The following is an 18,988-nucleotide window of genomic DNA, read 5'->3' as shown; positions in this document are numbered from 1 at the left end:
TCCGGCTGCGCGCCACCTGCGGGTCATTACTCTAAGTTGAGTATGCGTGCCGTTGCGTGACCGCAGTGGTGTAGGGTCCGAAGCGGAACACCGGTACGGCCGTCGGCCGGAGGGGGAGATGTCGATTGAACTCCACCGAGTCGGTGCTGCCTCGACGTTCCTCCCCGCGCCAGCTGGTCGGAGGGCTGCTGACGGTGGTCTGCGCGGCCTACGCGGTGGGCGCCGCACTCGGCTGGGGATCCAGTGAACTCGCGCTGGTGATGGGGGACTTCGGTCTCGCCGGGGCGGCCCTCGCGGCCGCCCTTTCGTGTCTGACGCACGGCCTCGCGGTCGGCGGGTACACCCGGCCGGCGTGGCTGCTGTTCGGCCTCTCCTCCGCCATGGTGGCCTTCGGGAACGGCGCCTGGGGCTGGTACGAGGTGGTGCTGCGGGCCCCGCTGCCGCCCGACTCCTACGCCGACTACGCCTTCCTGCTGTTCGCCCCGCTGGCCATCACCGGACTGCTGGTGCTCGCCCAGCGCCCGCGCACCCCCGCCGGCTGGCTCTGCCTGCTGCTGGACGGCTGGCTGGTGGCCGGCTCGCTGTTCACGCTCAGCTGGAGCCTGGCGCTCGGCCGGGTCGCGGCCGGCGACGGCGACGACCCGCTGAAGCTGGCCCTCGGCCTCGGCTACCCGGTGCTCGACATCCTGCTGGTCAGCCTGGTGGTCGGCCTGCGCTTCCGCAGCCGGGACGGCAACCGCGCCGCCGTGCACACCGCGATGATCGGCCTCGCCCTCACCGTGGTCTGCGACGCGCTGTTCACCACCCCGCAGTTCCACAGCGACTACCACTCCGGCGAACTCCTCGACGCCGGCTGGTTCGCCGGCTCGCTGCTGCTCGCCTGGGCGCCCTGGTCGCACAGCCGCCGCCCGAGCCGCGAACACCCCTCCACCCAGGGCCTGCCGCGCCGCCGGGTCGCCTCCACCTTCAGCGCCCTCACCCCGTACGCCGCCGCCGCGGTCTGCACCGCGGCCATCACTTACAACGCGCTGGGCGGCCGCTCGATCGACCGGGTGATGCTCGCCGCGGCCAGCACCGTCGGCCTGGCGCTGATCATCCGGCAGGGCGTGATGCTGCTGGACAACCTCTCGCTGGCGCAGGAACTCTCCACCAAGGAGGCGCACTTCCGCTCCCTGGTGCAGGGTTCCAGCGACGTCATCATGATCGCCGGACCGTCCGGGGCACTGTCCTACGTCAGTCCGGCCGCGCTGCGGGTCTACGGGCGCGACCCGCGGGAGCTGGTCGACGGCAACCTGCTCAACCTGGTGCACCCCGAGGACGTCGACCGGGTGCTGTCCGAGGTGCGCCGGATCCTGGCCCGCGCCAAGTCCCCCGGCCGGTTCACCAGCAGCGAGCCCTCGGCCCGGGTGGAGTGCCGGATCCGTTCCGGCGACGGCGGCTGGCTGCACGTCGAGTCGACCGTCAACCCGTACCGCGACGGGCTGATCCTGAACAGCCGCGACATCACCGAACGGGTGCGCCTGCAGGCCCAGTTGCAGCACAACGCGTTCCACGACCCGCTCACCGACCTGCCCAACCGGGCACTGTTCGCGCACCGGGTGCGGGCCGCGCTCTCCGCCCAGGGCCCGGTCGGCACCGCCGTCGCGGTGCTCTTCCTCGACCTGGACGGCTTCAAGGCGGTCAACGACACCGCGGGCCACCAGGTCGGCGACGAACTGCTGGTGCAGGCCGCCCGACGGCTGCAGTCCGCGGTGCGCGCGGAGGACACCGTCGCCCGCTTCGGCGGCGACGAGTTCGCGGTGCTGGTGCGCGGCCGGCTCGGCCACCCGCAGGTGCGCGACCTCGCCGAACGGATCCGCGGCGCGCTCTCCGAGCCGTACTGGATCGGCGGCACCGAACTCGGCGTGGCCGCCTCGATCGGCATCGCCTTCGGCCCGGACGTCGCGGTGCCGGTCCCCGAACCCGCGCCCGCCGACGACCGCGCCGGCGGCCCGGAGTGCGGTGGCAGCCGTTCCGACAGCGCCGCCGACGAACTGCTGCGCAACGCCGACCTGGCGATGTACCAGGCCAAGTCCCGCGGCAAGGGCCGGGTGGTGCTCTACTCCCCGGCGATGCGCGCCGAACTCGACCGGCGCAGCGAACTCGAGGAACGGCTGCGCGCCGCCGTCCGGGAGGGCTCGTTCACGCTGCTGCACCAGCCCGTGGTGGAACTCGCCGGCGGCCGGCTGACCGGCATCGAGGCGCAGGCCCGCTGGCGCTCCGCCGAGGGACTGCTGCTCACCCCCGCCGAGTTCCTGCGCACCGCCGACACCGGGGACGCCGCCACCCGCTTCGCCCGCTGGCTGCTGCAGGAGGCGGTCGCCGCGGCCGCCCGCCGCCGCGCCGACGGCCCGGCCGCCCCGCCCGTCCCGGTCACCGTGCGGCTCGCCGCCGAGCGGCTCTGCGCGCCCGGCATGTACGAGACGCTGGCCGGGGCGCTGCGCGACACCGGGCTGCCGCCCGAACTGCTGGTCCTGGAGGTGGCGCGGACCGGGCCGGACGCGCTGGCCGACGAACTCGGCCGCCGGCTGGCCGCGTTCCGCCGCCTCGGGGTGTCCACCGCGCTGGCCGGGTTCGGGGCCGGCGGCGGCTCGCTCGGGGCGCTGGCCCGGCTGCCGTTCGACGCGCTGAAGCTGGACCGCAGCCTGGTGCAGGACCTCGCCGACTCCACGCTGACCCGGGCGCTGGCCGGGCACGCGCTGCGCCTGGGCCGCGACCTCGGACTGGTCACCGGCGCGGACGGGGTGGACCACCCGCGGCAGGTCGCGGTGCTCCAGGAACTCGGCTGCCGGCACGGCCAGGGCCTGGCCTTCGACCGGCCGCTGGACGAACTGCGGCTGCGCCGCGCCCTGCTGCGCCGCGGCTACCCGGTGCCGCGGCCGGGTCCGGGCCTGTCCGGCCGCCGCTCGCTGATCCCGCCGGACGCTCGATCGGGTGGCCGAACGGACCCCGCGCCGGGCCGCGCCGGGCACCTCCACACCCCCCTCGACCTGCCGCAACGGCACACCGTGGGGGGTCCGAGCGGGGGCCCGCATGGTGAGACGGCGGTCCCACCAGCTTGACACCCCCCACTGCGTGGGAGGAAGGTCGGTGCCATGCGCACCCGAATTCTCGTACTTGGCGGGCGCGTCGGCTGAAGCAGCCCGACGCGCCTCCCCCTCGCATGCCTCGTGGCTCGAGGGGTTTTTTGTTGCACGAACGCTGTTCGATCACCGCGAGACCACTGGCCTCAACCACCTGAAATCCGGACGATTGAGGCAGAGCCGGAGACCGGTCCAGGACCCTCCGCCGCCCGGGCCGGCAGAACCCGAGAAGAGACAGGCAGATGACTGAGCACGCCGCAACCCCCCGCCGCGGGGACCACCCGGCCGCGCACGCTCCGGGTCCGCAGACCATCGAGACCATGACCGGCGCGCAGTCGCTCATCCGCTCGCTTGAGGCCGTAGGGGCCGACACGGTCTTCGGCATCCCCGGTGGCGCGATCCTCCCCGCCTACGACCCGCTGATGGACTCCACCAAGGTCCGGCACATCCTGGTCCGCCACGAGCAGGGCGCGGGCCACGCCGCCACCGGCTACGCGCAGGCCACCGGGCGGGTCGGCGTCTGCATGGCCACCTCGGGCCCCGGCGCCACCAACCTGGTCACGCCGATCGCCGACGCCTACATGGACTCGGTGCCGCTGGTGGCGATCACCGGCCAGGTCGCCACCAAGGCGATCGGCACGGACGCCTTCCAGGAGGCGGACATCTGCGGCATCACCATGCCGATCACCAAGCACAACTACCTGGTCACCGACCCGGCCGAGATCCCCCGGGTGATCGCCGAGGCGTTCCACATCGCCGCCACCGGCCGCCCCGGCCCGGTCCTGGTCGACATCGCCAAGGACGCGCTGCAGGCCACCACGGTCTTCCGCTGGCCGGTCGAGGCCTCGCTGCCCGGCTACCGCCCGGTGACCAAGCCGCACGCCAAGCAGATCCGCGAGGCCGCCAAGCTGCTGGTGAACGCCAAGCGCCCGGTGCTGTACGTCGGCGGCGGCGTGCTCAAGGCGCAGGCCAGCACCGAGCTGCGGATCCTCGCCGAGCTGACCGGCGCGCCGGTGGTCACCACCCTGATGGCGATCGGCGTCTTCCCGGACAGCCACCCGCAGCACCTGGGCATGCCCGGCATGCACGGCAGCGTCCCCGCGGTCACCGCGCTGCAGAAGACCGACCTGCTGTTCACCCTGGGCGCCCGCTTCGACGACCGGGTCACCGGCAAGCTGGACTCGTTCGCCCCGGGTGCCAAGGTCGTGCACGCCGACATCGACCCGGCCGAGATCGGCAAGAACCGCCCGGCGGACGTCCCGATCGTCGGCGACGCCCGCGAGGTGATCGCCGACCTGATCGTCGCCGTCCAGGCCGAGTACGACGCCGGCCACCGCGGCGACTACACGGACTGGTGGACCAAGCTCAACGACTGGAAGAAGACCTACCCGCTGGGCTACGAGCCCGCCCCCGCCGGCGAGTTGTCGCCGCAGCAGGTGATCGAGCGGATCGGCCAGCTGGTCGGCCCGGACGCGATCTACGCGGCGGGCGTCGGCCAGCACCAGATGTGGGCCAGCCAGTTCATCCGGTTCGAGAAGCCGGCCACCTGGCTGAACTCGGGCGGCGCCGGGACCATGGGCTACGCCGTCCCGGCCGCGATGGGCGCCAAGGCGGGCAAGCCGGACGTCCCGGTCTGGGCGATCGACGGCGACGGCTGCTTCCAGATGACCAACCAGGAACTGGTCACCTGCGCGCTCAACAACATCCCGATCAAGGTCGCGGTCATCAACAACGGCTCGCTGGGCATGGTCCGGCAGTGGCAGACCCTGTTCTACAACCAGCGGTACTCCAACACCGTGCTGCACGCCGGTCCCGACCACGACGGCATCGAGCCGCCGGCGCAGGGCACCCGGATCCCCGACTTCGTGCTGCTCGCCGAGGCGATGGGCTGCGTCGGCCTGCGCTGCGAGCGCCCCGAGGACCTGGACGACGTGATCAAGCAGGCCATGGAGATCAACGACCGCCCGGTGGTCATCGACTTCATCGTGCACCAGGACGCCATGGTCTGGCCGATGGTCGCGGCCGGCACCAGCAACGACGAGATCCTGTTCGCCCGGGGCGTGCGCCCCGACTTCGGCGACGACCTGGACTGACGGACTAGAAAGCGATGACCACCATGTCCAAGCACACCCTGTCCGTCCTGGTCGAGAACAAGCCCGGCGTGCTCGCCCGGATCGCCTCGCTGTTCTCCCGTCGCGGCTTCAACATCGACTCGCTCGCGGTCGGCCCGACCGAGCACCCGGACATCTCCCGGATGACCATCGTGGTCAACGTGGAGGACCTCCCGCTGGAGCAGGTCACCAAGCAGCTCAACAAGCTGGTCAACGTGATCAAGATCGTCGAGCTGGACCAGTCCCAGGCGGTCCAGCGCGAGCTGGTCCTGGTGAAGGTCCGCGCCGACGCCGAGACCCGCTCCCAGGTGGTCGAGATCGTCCAGCTGTTCCGCGCGAAGACGGTGGACGTCTCGCCGGACGCGGTGACCATCGAGGCGACCGGCTCCTCGGACAAGCTGGAGGCCATGCTGAAGATGCTGGAGCCTTACGGCATCAAGGAGTTGGTCCAGTCCGGCCTGGTCGCGATCGGTCGCGGCGCCCGTTCGATCACCGACCGCTCGCTGCGCGCCCTCGACCGTTCCGCCTGACGCGCGCGTCTTACAACCTGAGCACTGCCGCCGAACCCCCGCCGGGTGGCCCTACGGTAGGAACCCCCGGCACCACCACCACGCAAGGAGATGTGCCCCCGTGGCCGAGCTGTTCTACGAAGACGACGCCGACCTCTCCATCATCCAGGGCCGCAAGGTCGCGGTCATCGGCTACGGCAGCCAGGGCCACGCCCACGCGCTGTCGCTGCGTGACTCGGGCGTGGACGTCCGGGTCGGCCTGCTGGAGGGCTCCAAGTCCCGCGCCGCCGCCCAGGAGGCCGGGCTCCGCGTGGTCACCCCGTCCGAGGCCGCGGCCGAGGCCGACGTCATCATGATCCTGGTGCCGGACCCGATCCAGGCCGACGTCTACAAGGAGGCCATCGAGCCGAACCTGAAGGCGGGCGACGCCCTCTTCTTCGGCCACGGCCTGAACATCCGCTTCGGCTTCATCCAGCCGCCGGCCGACGTCGACGTCTGCATGGTCGCCCCGAAGGGCCCGGGCCACCTGGTGCGCCGCCAGTACCAGGAGGGCCGCGGCGTCCCGTGCATCGTGGCGGTCGAGCAGGACGCCACCGGCAAGGGCTTCGAGCTGGCGCTGTCCTACGCCAAGGGCATCGGCGGCACCAAGGCCGGCGTCATCAAGACCACCTTCACCGAGGAGACCGAGACCGACCTGTTCGGTGAGCAGGCCGTCCTCTGCGGTGGCACCGCCGCCCTGGTGAAGGCCGGCTTCGAGACCCTGGTCGAGGCGGGCTACCAGCCGGAGATCGCGTACTTCGAGTGCCTGCACGAGCTGAAGCTCATCGTCGACCTGATGTACGAGGGCGGCCTGGAGAAGATGCGCTGGTCGGTCTCCGAGACCGCCGAGTGGGGCGACTACGTGACCGGCCCCCGCATCATCACCGCCGACACCAAGGCCGAGATGAAGAAGGTCCTCGCGGAGATCCAGGACGGCACCTTCGCCAACACCTGGATCGCGGAGTACAAGGCGGGTCTGCCGAAGTACAACGAGTACAAGAACGCGGACGCCGACCACCTGCTGGAGACCACCGGCAAGAAGCTCCGCAAGCTGATGAGCTGGGTCGACGAGAGCGCCTGATCCTCTGCGGATCCGCTTGTACAACAAGGCTGTTCCCGTCCGGGTGATTTCGCCGGACGGGAGCAGTCCCGTATAGATCCCGCCGATAGACTCCCGAATACGCGTCAGGCCCACAGCGTCGTGCGTCTAGCTACGCGACATGCCACCTTCCCCCGCCACGTGTACGCCACCTTCCGTCGGGCGGGGTGAACCGGACAGTTAGGACACACTGTCGTGAGCACTGTGACATCCAAAAGCGCTGTCGTACTGATCGCCGAAGAGCTGTCGCCCGCCACCGTCGACGCGCTGGGCCCCGACTTCGAGATCCGGCACTGCAACGGTGCGGACCGCACCGAGCTGCTGACCGCGATCGCCGACGTCGACGCCATCCTGATCCGCTCCGCCACCAAGGTGGACGCCGAGGCGCTGGCCGCCGCGAAGAAGCTCAAGGTGGTCGCCCGCGCCGGCGTCGGCCTGGACAACGTGGACGTCGCCGCCTCCACCAAGGCCGGCGTGATGGTCGTGAACGCGCCGACCTCCAACATCGTCACCGCCGCCGAACTCGCGTGCGGCCTGCTGATCTCGGTCGCCCGCAACATCGCGCCCGCCAACGCCGCGCTCAAGCAGGGCGAGTGGAAGCGCAACAAGTACACCGGCGTCGAGCTGTCCGAGAAGACCCTCGGCGTGGTCGGCCTCGGCCGGATCGGCGTGCTGGTGGCCCAGCGGATGTCCGCGTTCGGCATGAAGATCGTCGCGTACGACCCCTACATCCAGGCCGCCCGGGCCGCGCAGATGGGCGTCAAGCTGCTCTCCCTGGACGAGCTGCTGGAGGTCTCGGACTTCATCACCGTCCACCTCCCGAAGACCCCGGAGACCATCGGCCTGATCGGCGAGGAGGCGCTGCACAAGGTCAAGCCGACCGTGCGCATCGTCAACGCCGCCCGCGGCGGGATCGTCGACGAGGAGGCCCTGGTCCGGGCGCTGAAGGACGGCCGGGTGGCCGGCGCAGGCCTGGACGTGTACGCCAAGGAGCCGTGCACCGACTCCCCGCTGTTCGGCTTCGACAACGTGGTCGCCACCCCGCACCTGGGCGCCTCCACCGACGAGGCGCAGGAGAAGGCCGGCATCGCGGTCGCCCGGTCGGTGCGCCTCGCGCTGGCCGGCGAGCTGGTGCCGGACGCGGTGAACGTCCAGGGCGGCGTGATCGCCGAGGACGTCCGTCCGGGCCTGCCGCTGGCCGAGAAGCTCGGCCGGATCTTCACCGCGCTGGCCGGCGAGGTGGCGGTCCGGCTCGACGTCGAGGTCCGCGGCGAGATCACCCAGCACGACGTCAAGGTGCTCGAACTCTCCGCGCTGAAGGGCGTGTTCGAGGACGTGGTGGCGGAGACGGTGTCCTACGTCAACGCCCCGCTGTTCGCGCAGGAGCGCGGCGTCGAGGTGCGTCTGACCACCTCCAGCGAGTCGCCCGAGCACCGCAACGTGATCACCGTCCGCGGCACCCTGGCCAACGGCGAGGAGGTGTCGATCTCCGGCACCCTCTCCGGCCCCAAGCAGACCCAGAAGATCGTCGGCGTGGACGCCTTCGACGTGGACGTCGCGCTCACCGACCACATGGCCTTCTTCCTGTACGAGGACCGGCCCGGCGTGGTCGGCACCCTCGGCCGGATCCTCGGCGACGCCGGCATCAACATCGCGGGCATGCAGGTCGCCCGCGACGGCGAGGGCGCGCTGGCCTCGATCACCGTGGACAGCGAGGTCTCCCAGGAGGTGCTGGCCGAGATCGCCGGTGCCATCGGCGCCAAGTTCGCCCGCGCGGTGAACCTCGGCTGACGGCCCCTCGACGGCCCTGACCGGCCCCCTCGCCCCGGCGGCGAGGGGGCCGTTCGCATGCCGCGGGGTGAACCCCGTCTCAGATACTAGGAAATCCAAGTAAATCTGCGGACAGTCGGGCCTCCCCGTCGTACCGTGGAGGGGTCATACGGTGTGCCACCCCTGCAAGCCAGGGTGCATGGCCCGTGCGGCCCGTACGCGGTGCGGCAGGCGACCCCTGCTAGGCGTACCCCCTCCCCACCCTCGTTGCGCGCCGCTGCGCCCCCGCACCAAGGAGCCGGTATGCCCTTCGTCGCAGACCGTCACACCCCCGCCGTTTCCCCCTCCGCCACCACCGCCGTCCCGCGCCGTCGCCGGCGCGCCGAGGCCGACCCCCGGGCCGCCGCCGCCCTGCAGCGCGCCCTGGACCGCCGCGACAACGGCGGCGTGACCGGCCACTGAGGCCAACTCGCCGACTACGCCGGGCGAGTGACGCAGTGTCACCCTGCGGGTGAACTTGCTCGCCCGGACCGGTGACCGCTCTCTAGCTTGGGGGCGTGCGCACCACCCCTCCCGGCGTCCTCCGCGCCCCGCTCGGCGTCCTCGCCGTCGCCCTCGCCCTGCTCGTCCCGGTCGCCCCGGCGTCCGCCCGACCGGCGGTGCCGGGCGGGCCGCAGGTGACCGTGCTGGTCGAGCTGAACGCCGAACCCGTCGCCGGGGCCTGGCGCCGCGCCCAGGACCAGGCCAAGCGCGAGCGGCGCGGCTCCGTCGAGGTGCGCCGGATCGCCGCGGACGCCGGCCGCGCCCAACGCGCCGCCACCGACCGGTCGTTGGACCGGCTGGCGGCCGCCGTGGGGGAGTCGCTGCCCGGCGTCCAGCCGCTGTACCGCACCCGCACCCTGGTCAGCGGCCTGGCCCTGCGGCTGCCGGCCGCCGAACTGCCCCGGCTCGGCACCCTGCCCGGGGTGCGCGCGGTCCACCCCGTGGCGCTCAAGTACCGCGCCAACGGCCACTCCGTGCCGCTCACCGGCGCGCCCGCGGTCTGGTCCGGTCCGGACGGCGACACCGGCGCGGGCGTGCGGATCGGCATCGTCGACTCCGGCATCGACTACACCCACGCGGACTTCGGCGGCCCCGGCACCGAGGAGGCGTTCCGCGCGGTCGACGGCGCCAAGCCCGCCCCCGCCGGGCTGTTCCCGAACGCCAAGGTGGTCGGCGGCCGGGACCTGGTCGGCGACGACTACGACCCCGACCCGTCCTCCCGCACCTTCCAGCCCACGCCGCACCCGGACGACAACCCGATCGACTGCATCCGCGGCGGCCACGGCACGCACGTCGCCGGCACCGCCGCCGGCCTCGGCGTCACCGCCGACGGCCACCCCTACGGCGGGCCGTACCGGCCCGCCCTGGACCCGGCCGCGTTCAAGGTCGGCCCCGGCGCCGCGCCCGGCGCCCAGCTGTACGCGATCCGGGTGTTCGGGTGCGACGGCTCCACCGACCAGCTCTCCGCCGCCCTCGACCTGGCCGCCGACCCGAACGGCGACGGCGACCTCGCCGACCGGCTCGACGTGGTCAACCTCTCCCTCGGCAGCGCGTTCGGCCGCCCCGGCGACGCCGACGCGCTGGCCGCCGACCGGCTCGCCGAACTCGGCACCGTGGTGGTCGCCGCGGCCGGCAACGAAGGCGACGCCTTCGGCATCGGCGGCAGCCCCGGCACCGCCGCCCGGGTGCTCACCGCCGCTGCCTCGGTCGACGCGCACGGCGACGCCGACGGCATCACCGTCACCGCCCCCGCCAGCCTGGCCGGACCGGTCCCGGCGCACTGGAGCAGCCGCTACACCGGCTGGGCGAGCACCGACGCCGAGGGCGAACTCGCCGTCCCCGCCGAGCAGTCCGACGGCTGCACGGCGTTCTCACCCGCCGACGCCGACCGCCTGCGCGGGAAGATCGCGGTGCTCGGCTGGCGGACCAAGGACGCCGACCGGGCCTGCGGCTCCGGGCCCCGCGCCGACCACGCCGCCGACGCCGGAGCGATCGGCGCGGTCTTCGCCGCCGACGGCGACTACCTCGCCGAGATCGCCGGCGACGACCGCGTCCCCGCCGCGCTGATCGCCCACTCCGACGCGCAGCGGCTGCTCGCCCCGCTCGGCACCGGCCCGGTCCGGGTCCGGCTCGCCGCCCCCGGCAACCCGCTGCACGGCGCGGTCGCCCAGGACCAGCCGCAGCGCACCGACACCCTCGCCGCCTTCACCTCCCGCGGCCTCGGCGTCCCCGGCGTGGTCAAGCCCGACCTGGCCGCGCCCGGCGAGACCATCTGGTCCGCCAAGGTCGGCAGCGGCACCGGCGGCATGCGCGAGGACGGCACCTCGATGGCCACCCCGCACCTGGCCGGCGTCGCCGCGCTGGTCCGCGCCGCCCACCCCGAGTGGAGCTCCGCCGAGGTCAAGGCCGCGCTGATGAACACCGCCACCGACACGTACGCCGGCCCCGACCGCACCGGCCCCGCGTACGGCCCCGAACGCACCGGCGCCGGCCGGGTCCGGGCCGACCTGGCCGTCCGCACCCCCGTGCTCGCCTACGGCACCGAGACCGACGGAGCCGTCGGCGTCTCCTTCGGCCCGGTCGAGGCCACCGGACCGCTCACCGCCACCCGCGAGGTGACGGTCCGCAACCTGGGCGACCGTCAACTCGGCTACGCGGTCGGCTACCGGGGCGCCACCACCGTCCCCGGCGCCTCCTTCGCGCTCTCGCCCGGCCGGATCGAGGTGCCGGCCCACGGCGCCGCCACGGTCACCGTCACCCTCCGGCTCGGCGCCGACCTCGGCCGCGCCCCCGACCCCACCCTCGACCTGCTGCAGGCCGGCCGGGCCCGCAGCTACCGCGGCGAACTCTCCGGACAGCTCACCCTCACCCCCGCCGACCCCGCCGTCCCCGCGCTGCGCGTCCCGCTGTTCGCCGCGCCGCGCCCCGCCAGCGCGCTCACCGCCCTCGGCACCGCCGCCGAGTTCGCCGTCTCCGGCGGCACCCGCCCCGGCCTGCTCACCGTCCTGCAGCCCGGCGGCGCCGGCGAACGCTGGCCGGACTGCCCCGGCCGCGACCTGTGCGTCACCGACCCGGGCGACCGCGCCGCCAACCTCCGCTACGCCGGCGCCGCCGTCGACGACCACGGCATGCTCTACCTCGGCGCCGTGCTGTGGAGCCCCGCCGCCACCCCCGCCGGAGCCTTCGGCGTCCGCGCCTCCCTCGACCTCGACGGCGACGGCACCCCCGACGCCACCGTCCTCGCCGACCGCCTCAAGGGCAGCGACGTCCTGGTCGCCCGCACCCTCGACGCCCGCACCGGCGCCGAACTCGACGTCCAGCCGCTCAACGGGCGCTGGGGCGACACCGACACCGCCCTGCTCGACTCGGACACCGTCCTGCTGCCCGTCCGGCTCGCCGCGCTCCCGCCGCTCACGGCGCCGCGCTACAGCCTCTGGACCGCCCAGTCCGACGACCCCGCCGACGCCCTCGCCACCCTCGGCCCCTTCCCCTTCGACCCCACCCGCCCGACCCCCGTCCTCCACCCCACCCACCCCGGCGACCACCTCCACACCCCCCTCCCCGACGCCCTGGTCCTGCACCACCTCAACCCCACCGGCCACCGCGTCCAACTCCTCACCCCGAAGGGTGACTCCACCGGAGAACCGGGCCGGTAGCCTGGCAGCACAGGCCAGAATCCCCACCATGGGAGCACTGATGAGCGTCGACCCGGACCCGTACCCGGACTGGCTCCGCCCGCCGGTCGGCGGCTACCGGGCCGACGACCTCGACCGACTGCCGGACCTCCCGCCGCACACGGAGCTGATCAACGGGAGCCTGGTTTTCGTGAGTCCGCAGACCCGATTCCACATGCGGACCATCCGCGCACTCGAGCGAGCCCTTGAGGACGCCACGCCGGCCGGGTGGGAGGTGTGGCGGGAGATGACCGTCAAGCTCAACTCGCGAAACCGCCCCGAGCCCGACCTGATGGTGGTGAACCAGCACGCGGTCACCGGCCCGAGGCAGACGTCCTGCGCGCCGGAGGACGTGCTGCTGGTGGTCGAGGTGGTCTCGGAGGAGTCCGAGGAACGGGATCGGGACACCAAGCCCCGGAAGTACGCGGCCGCCGGTATCCGCCACTTCTGGCGGGTGGAGAGCGACAACGGCCGACCCGTCGTCTACGTCTACGAACTGGATCCGGCGACGAAGGCCTACGGCGTCGCGGGTATCCACCACGGTCTCCTGAAACTCGACGTGCCGTTCCCGGTCGAGCTGGAGCTGAGCTGACACACCGTCCGGATGATGGACGGTGCGTGCTCATCGCCTGGGACGGGGAGTAGTGTCCGATTTATGTCTCGCACCATTCGTCTCGCTGTGATCCCGGGTGACGGCATCGGCCAGGAGGTCGTCGCCGAGGGCCTCAAGGTGCTCAGTGCCGCGCTGCCCGCCGACGTCAAGTTGGAGACCACCGAGTACGACCTCGGTGCCCGGCTGTACCACCGCACCGGGGAGACCCTTCCCGACGCGGTGCTGGAGGAGCTCAAGGGCCAGGACGCGATCCTGCTCGGCGCCATCGGCGACCCGAGCGTGCCGTCCGGTGTGCTGGAGCGCGGGCTGCTGCTGAAGCTGCGGTTCGCCTTCGACCACCACATCAACCTCCGCCCCGGCAAGCTCTTCCCGGGTGTGCGGTCGCCGCTGGCGGGCGACCCGGAGATCGACTTCGTGGTGGTCCGCGAGGGCACCGAGGGCCCGTACGTCGGCAACGGCGGCACGCTGCGCACCGGCACCCCGCAGGAGGTCGCCACCGAGGTCAGCCTGAACACCGCGTTCGGCATCGAGCGGGTCGTCCGGGACGCCTACCGCCGGGCCCAGGCGCGTCCGCGCAAGAAGCTGACGCTGGTGCACAAGAACAACGTGCTGGTGCACGCCGGCCACCTGTGGACCCGGATCTTCGAGCGGGTCGGCCAGGAGTTCCCCGAGGTCACCACCGACTACCTGCACGTGGACGCGGCGACGATCTTCTTCGTCACCAACCCCGCGCGCTTCGACGTGATCGTCACCGACAACCTGTTCGGCGACATCCTCACCGACCTCGCCGCGGCCGTCACCGGCGGCATCGGCCTGGCCGCGTCCGGCAACATCAACCCGAGCGGCGACTTCCCGTCGATGTTCGAGCCGGTGCACGGCTCCGCGCCGGACATCGCGGGCCAGGGCAAGGCCGACCCGACCGCCACCGTGCTGTCGGTCGCCATGCTGCTGGAGCACCTCGGATTCACCGCCGAGGCCGCCACGGTCGAGGCCGCGGTCGCCGCGGACCTGATCGAGCGCTCCGGCACCCGGTCCACCTCGGAGGTCGGCGACGCGCTCGCCGCCCGAGTATCCGGCTGACCGGCCGGTTCACAATTCCGGCCGGTGGGCCGGTTCATAGCGCACACAGCCTCCCGGCTGTTCGGCACGGCCCTCTTGATGCGAGTATCGACAGTGGGCCGTGCCGTCATGCGTTGTTCGCCTGGCGGAAAGGCCCAGCCCAACCCCACGGTGAAGGACAGACAGCCATGAGCACGCCCACCCAGGCGCCCATCACGTTCGACCTCAAGCCCTCCGCGCACCCGCTGTCCGACGCGGAGCGCGAGGCCCGACTGGCCAACCCCGGTTTCGGGCGCGTCTTCACCGACCACATGGTGACCATCCGGTGGACCGAGGGCCTGGGTTGGCACGACGCGCAGTTGACCCCGTACGCGCCGCTCGAGATCGACCCGGCCAACATGACGCTGCACTACGGCCAGTCGATCTTCGAGGGCCTCAAGGCGTACCGCCAGGCCGACGGGTCCATCGCGACCTTCCGTCCGGAGGCCAACGCGGCCCGCTTCCAGTCGTCCGCCCGCCGCCTCGCGATGCCCGAGCTGCCGGTGGAGACCTTCGTCGAGGCGGTCGAGCTGCTGGTCCAGCAGGATCAGGCGTGGGTGCCCAGCCAGCCCGAGCAGAGCCTCTACCTGCGGCCGTTCATGTTCGCCACCGAGGTCGGTCTGGGCGTTCGCCCCGCCAACTCCTACCTGTTCATGATCATCGCCTCGCCGGCCGGTGCGTACTTCCCCGGCGGCGTGAAGCCGGTCTCGGTCTGGCTCTCCGAGGACTACGTCCGGGCCGCGCCGGGCGGTACCGGCGCCGCGAAGTGCGCCGGCAACTACGCCGCCTCGCTGGTCGCCCAGGCCGAGGCCGCGGCCAAGGGCTGCGACCAGGTGGTGTGGCTGGACGCCGCCGAACACAAGTGGGTCGAGGAGATGGGGGGCATGAACCTCTACTTCGTCTTCGGCGAGGGCGAGGACGCCACCGTCGTCACCCCCGAGCTCTCCGGCGCCCTGCTGCCCGGCATCACCCGCGACTCGCTGCTCGGCCTCGCCGCCGACCTCGGCCACCGCGTCGAGCAGCGGAAGATCTCCACCGACGAGTGGAAGCAGGCCAACGCCGACGGCACCCTCACCGAGGTCTTCGCCTGCGGCACCGCCGCCGTCATCACCCCGGTCGGCGCGGTCAAGTCCCGCACCGCCGACTGGACCGTCGGCGCCGGCGAGCCGGGCCCGATCACCATGGAGCTCCGCAAGGCGCTGCTCGCCATCCAGGGCGGCCAGGCGCCCGACACCCACGGCTGGCTCCACAAGATCGTCTGACCCCGCGGCCCGGGCGTCCCCTGCCGGACGCCCGGGCTCGATAGCCTCGGAACCACCCACTCGTCGAGCTTCACGGAATGGAGGGAGGGACCATGACCGCCGCGACGCACGACGCGATGGCCGGAACGGACTCCCCGCTGTACCTGCTGGTGGACCGGCAGCGGAACGCCGTGGTGCTGTACAGCCACCCGGCGGGCGGCGACTACGCGGCCAGCAACGCCGTGCCGGTCGGGGACCCGCTGCCGCTGCCCAAGCCGTTCGGGTTCGACCTGGCGACCGAGCGGCTGACCTGACACGTTTCGGATGGCGAGACACGCGCGCCGCGGTCGTGGACATGTGCAAGACTCCGAGCGTGTCCTCGCTTTCGCTGATTATTAGCAGCAGGCGCGCCGGTCCGCAGTGACCGTTCCGTAGTACCACCCTGACCGCGGAGCGACCACGAGCGTCCAGACCCGCGCGCAGACCTCTCGCACCCGCGAGGGGTCTTTTGTTTTGCCCCAGGACCGGACCGGGCTCTCACGAGGGGGCCGGGGATACCGGGGCAGCGCGCGGGATGCTGGACAGTGGAGCCGGATTCCGAACCCGGCACTCAGCAGTAACTCCACCGAATGGAGAACCCAGGGCCATGACCGAGGCCAACAGCCGCCCGCAGGACGGCTTCCATGTCTTCGACACCACGCTCCGCGACGGCGCACAGCGCGAGGGGATCAACCTCACGGTGGCCGACAAGCTGGCCATCGCCCGACACCTGGACGAGTTCGGCGTCGGCTTCATCGAGGGCGGCTGGCCGGGCGCCAACCCCCGAGACACCGAGTTCTTCGCCCGGGCCGCCGCCGAGCTCGACCTGAAGCACGCGCAGCTGGTGGCGTTCGGGGCGACCCGGCGGGCCGGCGGGAAGGCGGCGGAGGACCCGCAGCTGGCGGCGCTGGTGGCCTCCGGCGCGCCGGTGGTGACGCTGGTGGCGAAGTCGCACGACCGGCACGTGGAACTGGCGCTGCGCACCACGCTGGAGGAGAACCTGGAGATGGTCCGGGACAGCGTGGCGTTCCTGCGCGCCCAGGACCGCCGGGTGTTCATCGACTGCGAGCACTTCTTCGACGGGTACAAGGCGAACCCGGAGTACGCGCTGGCGGTGGTGCGGGCCGCGCACGAGGCCGGCGCCGACGTGGTGGTGCTGTGCGACACCAACGGCGGGATGCTGCCGGCCGGGGTGCGGGAGATCGTCGCCGAGGTGCTGGCGGCGACCGGGGCCCGGCTGGGCATCCACGCGCAGGACGACACCGGCTGCGCGGTGGCCAACACGCTGGCCGCGGTGGACGCCGGGGCGACGCACGTGCAGTGCACCGCGAACGGTTACGGCGAGCGGGTCGGCAACGCCAACCTGTTCCCGGTGGTGGGCGCGCTGGAGCTGAAGTACGACCGCCGGGTGCTGCCGGCCGGCAGCCTGCCCGAGATGACCCGGATCTCGCACGCCATCGCCGAGGTGGTGAACCTGACCCCGTCGACCCACCAGCCGTACGTCGGCTTCTCGGCGTTCGCGCACAAGGCGGGCCTGCACGCCTCGGCGATCAAGGTGGACCCGGACCTGTACCAGCACATCGACCCGGAGCAGGTCGGCAACACCATGCGGATGCTGGTGTCCGACATGGCGGGCCGGGCCTCGATCGAGCTCAAGGGCAAGGAGCTGGGCTACGACCTGTCCAGCGACCGGGACCTGGCCGGCCGGGTGGTGGCGCGGGTCAAGGAGCAGGAGATGCAGGGCTACACGTACGAGGCGGCGGACGCCTCGTTCGAGCTGCTGCTGCTGGACGAGGTGAACGGCGAGCGGCGGCGGTTCTTCACGCTGGAGTCCTGGCGGACCATCAGCGAGCAGGGCCCGGACGGCCGGCCGGTCAACGAAGCCACCGTGAAGCTGCGGGCGAAGGGCGAGCGCAAGGTCGCCACCGGCGAGGGCAACGGCCCGGTGGACGCGCTGGACAGGGCGCTGCGGACGGCGCTGGAGCCGATCTACCCGCCGCTGGCCAAGATGGAGCTGGTGGACTACAAGGTGCGCATCCTGGAGGGCCAGCACGGCACCGGGTCGAAGACCCGGGTGCTGATCGAGTCCAGCGACGGCACCGCGAGCTGGTCGACGGTCGGCGTGGCGGACAACGTCATCGCGGCGTCCTGGGTGGCGCTGGAGGACGCGTACACCTACGGCCTGCTGCGGGCCGACCAGCAGCCCTAGGGCCGGTCGGGAAGCGCTGGAAGCCAGAAGCGTGAAGGGGGCGTGCGGAGCGGTCCGCACGCCCCCTTCTGACGCCGCGTCACCGGAGTCGGGCGAGGAGGGCGTGCTCGACGAGGGTGATGAGGGCGCTCTTGGCGCTGTCCCGACGGCGGGCGTCGAGGGTGATGATCGGGATGTCGGGGTTGAGCTGGAGCGCTTCGCGGACTTCCTCGGGGGTGTGGGCCTGGTGTCCGTCGAAGCCGTTGAGGGCGACGACGAAGGGGAGGCCGCTGTTCTCGAAGTAGTCGAGGGCGGGGAAGCAGTCGGCGAGGCGGCGGGTGTCGACGAGGACGACGGCGCCGATGGCGCCGCGGACGAGGTCGTCCCACATGAACCAGAAGCGGTCCTGGCCGGGGGTGCCGAAGAGGTAGAGGATGAGGTCTTCGTCGAGGGTGATGCGGCCGAAGTCCATGGCGACGGTGGTGGTCGTCTTGCCGGAGACGTGGCTGAGGTCGTCGATGCCGGCGCTGGCGCTGGTCATGACGGCTTCGGTGCGCAGCGGGTTGATTTCGGAGACCGCGCCGACGAGCGTCGTCTTGCCCACGCCGAAGCCGCCCGCGACGACGATCTTGGCGGAGGTGGTCGCGCGGCTGGGGGTGGCCGCGTTAGAGCTTGCGAAGTCCACTGAGGACCCTTTCGAGCAGCGTGACGTCGGGCTGGTTGCCGGATTCGCCGCCGGCTGCGGGCTGGTGGATGGCGACCAGGCCGGCCTCGGCCAGGTCCGCCACGAGGATGCGGGCGACCCCGAGCGGCAGTCCGAGCAGGGCGGAGATCTCGGCGACGGACTTCACGTCCGAGGTGCACAGGCCGCAGATCCGCTGGTGCTCGGGCAGCAGCGTGGCGAGCCGGGCCGGGTCGACCGAGGCGGAGACCAGGGCCTCCAGCGCCAGTTCGTACCGGGGCCGGGTGCGCCCGCCGGTCATCGCGAACGGCCGGATCAGCGGCTCGGCGTCCTCGTAGTCGTCGTACTCCTCGACGTGCCCGGGCTGGTCGTTCGGGTCCTCGTAGCGGTGCGGCAGCCCGGTCTGATCGGGGTACGCCTCCTGGCCGGGGTACGACCGGCCGTAGTCGCCCTGCTGCGGGTAGAAGCGCGGGTCGGGCTGCTGCGGCACGTACGACTGGCCACTCGGGTACTGCGGCTCGTACTGCTGACCGTGGCCGACGCCGGGAGCCCCGAATGCGTCGTGGCCGGTGCCCGGGTACGGGACGCCGAACTGGCCACTGTGGTCGGGCGGTGTCACGGTTCATCTCCTCAAGGGGTGCGGCGGTGCGGTGCGGGCCGCGTCGCCGGGGAGCGCCGTGGCCGGTGGTGCGGGGCCGTACAACGCCCGATCCCGAGGCCGCCGAAGCGACCTCGGGACGGGCAATGAGGTCTTTCGAATA

The 18,988-nt window shown here is 72.5% G+C and carries 14 protein-coding genes; 12 read left to right on the top strand and 2 right to left on the bottom strand.

Features of this window, described 5'->3' with window-relative positions; genetic code table 11:
* The first annotated feature begins 125 nt into the window (after positions 1-125).
* The 12 genes from AB0K51_RS05760 to cimA all read left to right on the top strand — a co-directional run bounded on the left by AB0K51_RS05760 (position 126) and on the right by cimA (position 17,566).
* Positions 126-3,101, top strand: coding sequence for an EAL domain-containing protein (locus tag AB0K51_RS05760; RefSeq protein ID WP_363450887.1), 2,976 nt, complete (start codon positions 126-128; stop codon positions 3,099-3,101).
* Between the two features lie 263 nt (positions 3,102-3,364).
* On the top strand, positions 3,365-5,215 hold the full coding sequence (locus tag AB0K51_RS05755) for an acetolactate synthase large subunit (protein WP_363450885.1): 1,851 nt from the start codon (positions 3,365-3,367) through the stop codon (positions 5,213-5,215).
* A gap of 23 nt (positions 5,216-5,238) precedes the next feature.
* The gene (gene ilvN, locus AB0K51_RS05750; RefSeq protein ID WP_363451043.1) at positions 5,239-5,763 is read left to right on the top strand and encodes an acetolactate synthase small subunit; all 525 of its coding nucleotides are present in this window, start codon (positions 5,239-5,241) and stop codon (positions 5,761-5,763) included.
* Positions 5,764-5,863: 100 nt separating this feature from the next.
* Entirely contained in the window at positions 5,864-6,862 is a 999-nt protein-coding gene (gene ilvC / locus AB0K51_RS05745; RefSeq protein WP_363450883.1) for a ketol-acid reductoisomerase, read from the top strand.
* A gap of 222 nt (positions 6,863-7,084) precedes the next feature.
* The gene (serA, locus tag AB0K51_RS05740; RefSeq protein ID WP_363451041.1) at positions 7,085-8,671 is read left to right on the top strand and encodes a phosphoglycerate dehydrogenase; all 1,587 of its coding nucleotides are present in this window, start codon (positions 7,085-7,087) and stop codon (positions 8,669-8,671) included.
* Positions 8,672-8,953: 282 nt separating this feature from the next.
* The gene (locus tag AB0K51_RS05735) at positions 8,954-9,112 is read left to right on the top strand and encodes a hypothetical protein (RefSeq protein ID WP_363450881.1); all 159 of its coding nucleotides are present in this window, start codon (positions 8,954-8,956) and stop codon (positions 9,110-9,112) included.
* A 95-nt stretch (positions 9,113-9,207) separates the two neighbouring features.
* Entirely contained in the window at positions 9,208-12,348 is a 3,141-nt protein-coding gene (locus tag AB0K51_RS05730; protein ID WP_363450879.1) for a S8 family serine peptidase, read from the top strand.
* Between the two features lie 28 nt (positions 12,349-12,376).
* The gene (locus AB0K51_RS05725) at positions 12,377-12,958 is read left to right on the top strand and encodes a Uma2 family endonuclease (RefSeq protein ID WP_363450877.1); all 582 of its coding nucleotides are present in this window, start codon (positions 12,377-12,379) and stop codon (positions 12,956-12,958) included.
* A 63-nt stretch (positions 12,959-13,021) separates the two neighbouring features.
* Entirely contained in the window at positions 13,022-14,059 is a 1,038-nt protein-coding gene (locus AB0K51_RS05720; RefSeq protein WP_363450875.1) for a 3-isopropylmalate dehydrogenase, read from the top strand.
* Positions 14,060-14,226: 167 nt separating this feature from the next.
* A complete protein-coding gene (locus AB0K51_RS05715) occupies positions 14,227-15,339 on the top strand; it encodes a branched-chain amino acid aminotransferase (protein WP_363450873.1) in 1,113 nt (370 codons plus the stop codon).
* 92 nt (positions 15,340-15,431) lie between these two features.
* Positions 15,432-15,632 (top strand): hypothetical protein, encoded by a 201-nt coding sequence (locus AB0K51_RS05710; RefSeq protein WP_363450871.1) that lies wholly within the window; start codon positions 15,432-15,434, stop codon positions 15,630-15,632.
* Between the two features lie 332 nt (positions 15,633-15,964).
* On the top strand, positions 15,965-17,566 hold the full coding sequence (cimA, locus tag AB0K51_RS05705) for a citramalate synthase (protein WP_363450869.1): 1,602 nt from the start codon (positions 15,965-15,967) through the stop codon (positions 17,564-17,566).
* A gap of 79 nt (positions 17,567-17,645) precedes the next feature.
* Here the strand turns inward: cimA and AB0K51_RS05700 are convergent, their stop codons facing one another.
* Positions 17,646-18,230 (bottom strand): ATP/GTP-binding protein, encoded by a 585-nt coding sequence (locus AB0K51_RS05700; protein WP_363450867.1) that lies wholly within the window; start codon positions 18,228-18,230, stop codon positions 17,646-17,648.
* Positions 18,211-18,846 carry a DUF742 domain-containing protein gene (locus AB0K51_RS05695; RefSeq protein ID WP_363450865.1) on the bottom strand — a complete coding sequence of 212 codons (636 nt, stop codon included), beginning with the start codon at positions 18,844-18,846 and terminating at the stop codon, positions 18,211-18,213. The genes AB0K51_RS05700 and AB0K51_RS05695 overlap by 20 nt, the downstream gene beginning before the upstream one ends.
* Between the last annotated feature and the right edge of the window lie 142 nt (positions 18,847-18,988).

The organism is Kitasatospora sp. NPDC049285 (assembly GCF_040678815.1).
Classification (GTDB): Bacteria; Actinomycetota; Actinomycetes; order Streptomycetales; family Streptomycetaceae; genus Kitasatospora.
The sequence above is the reverse complement of the archived record's forward strand: the minus strand, read 5'-3'. Positions and strand labels throughout refer to the sequence as shown.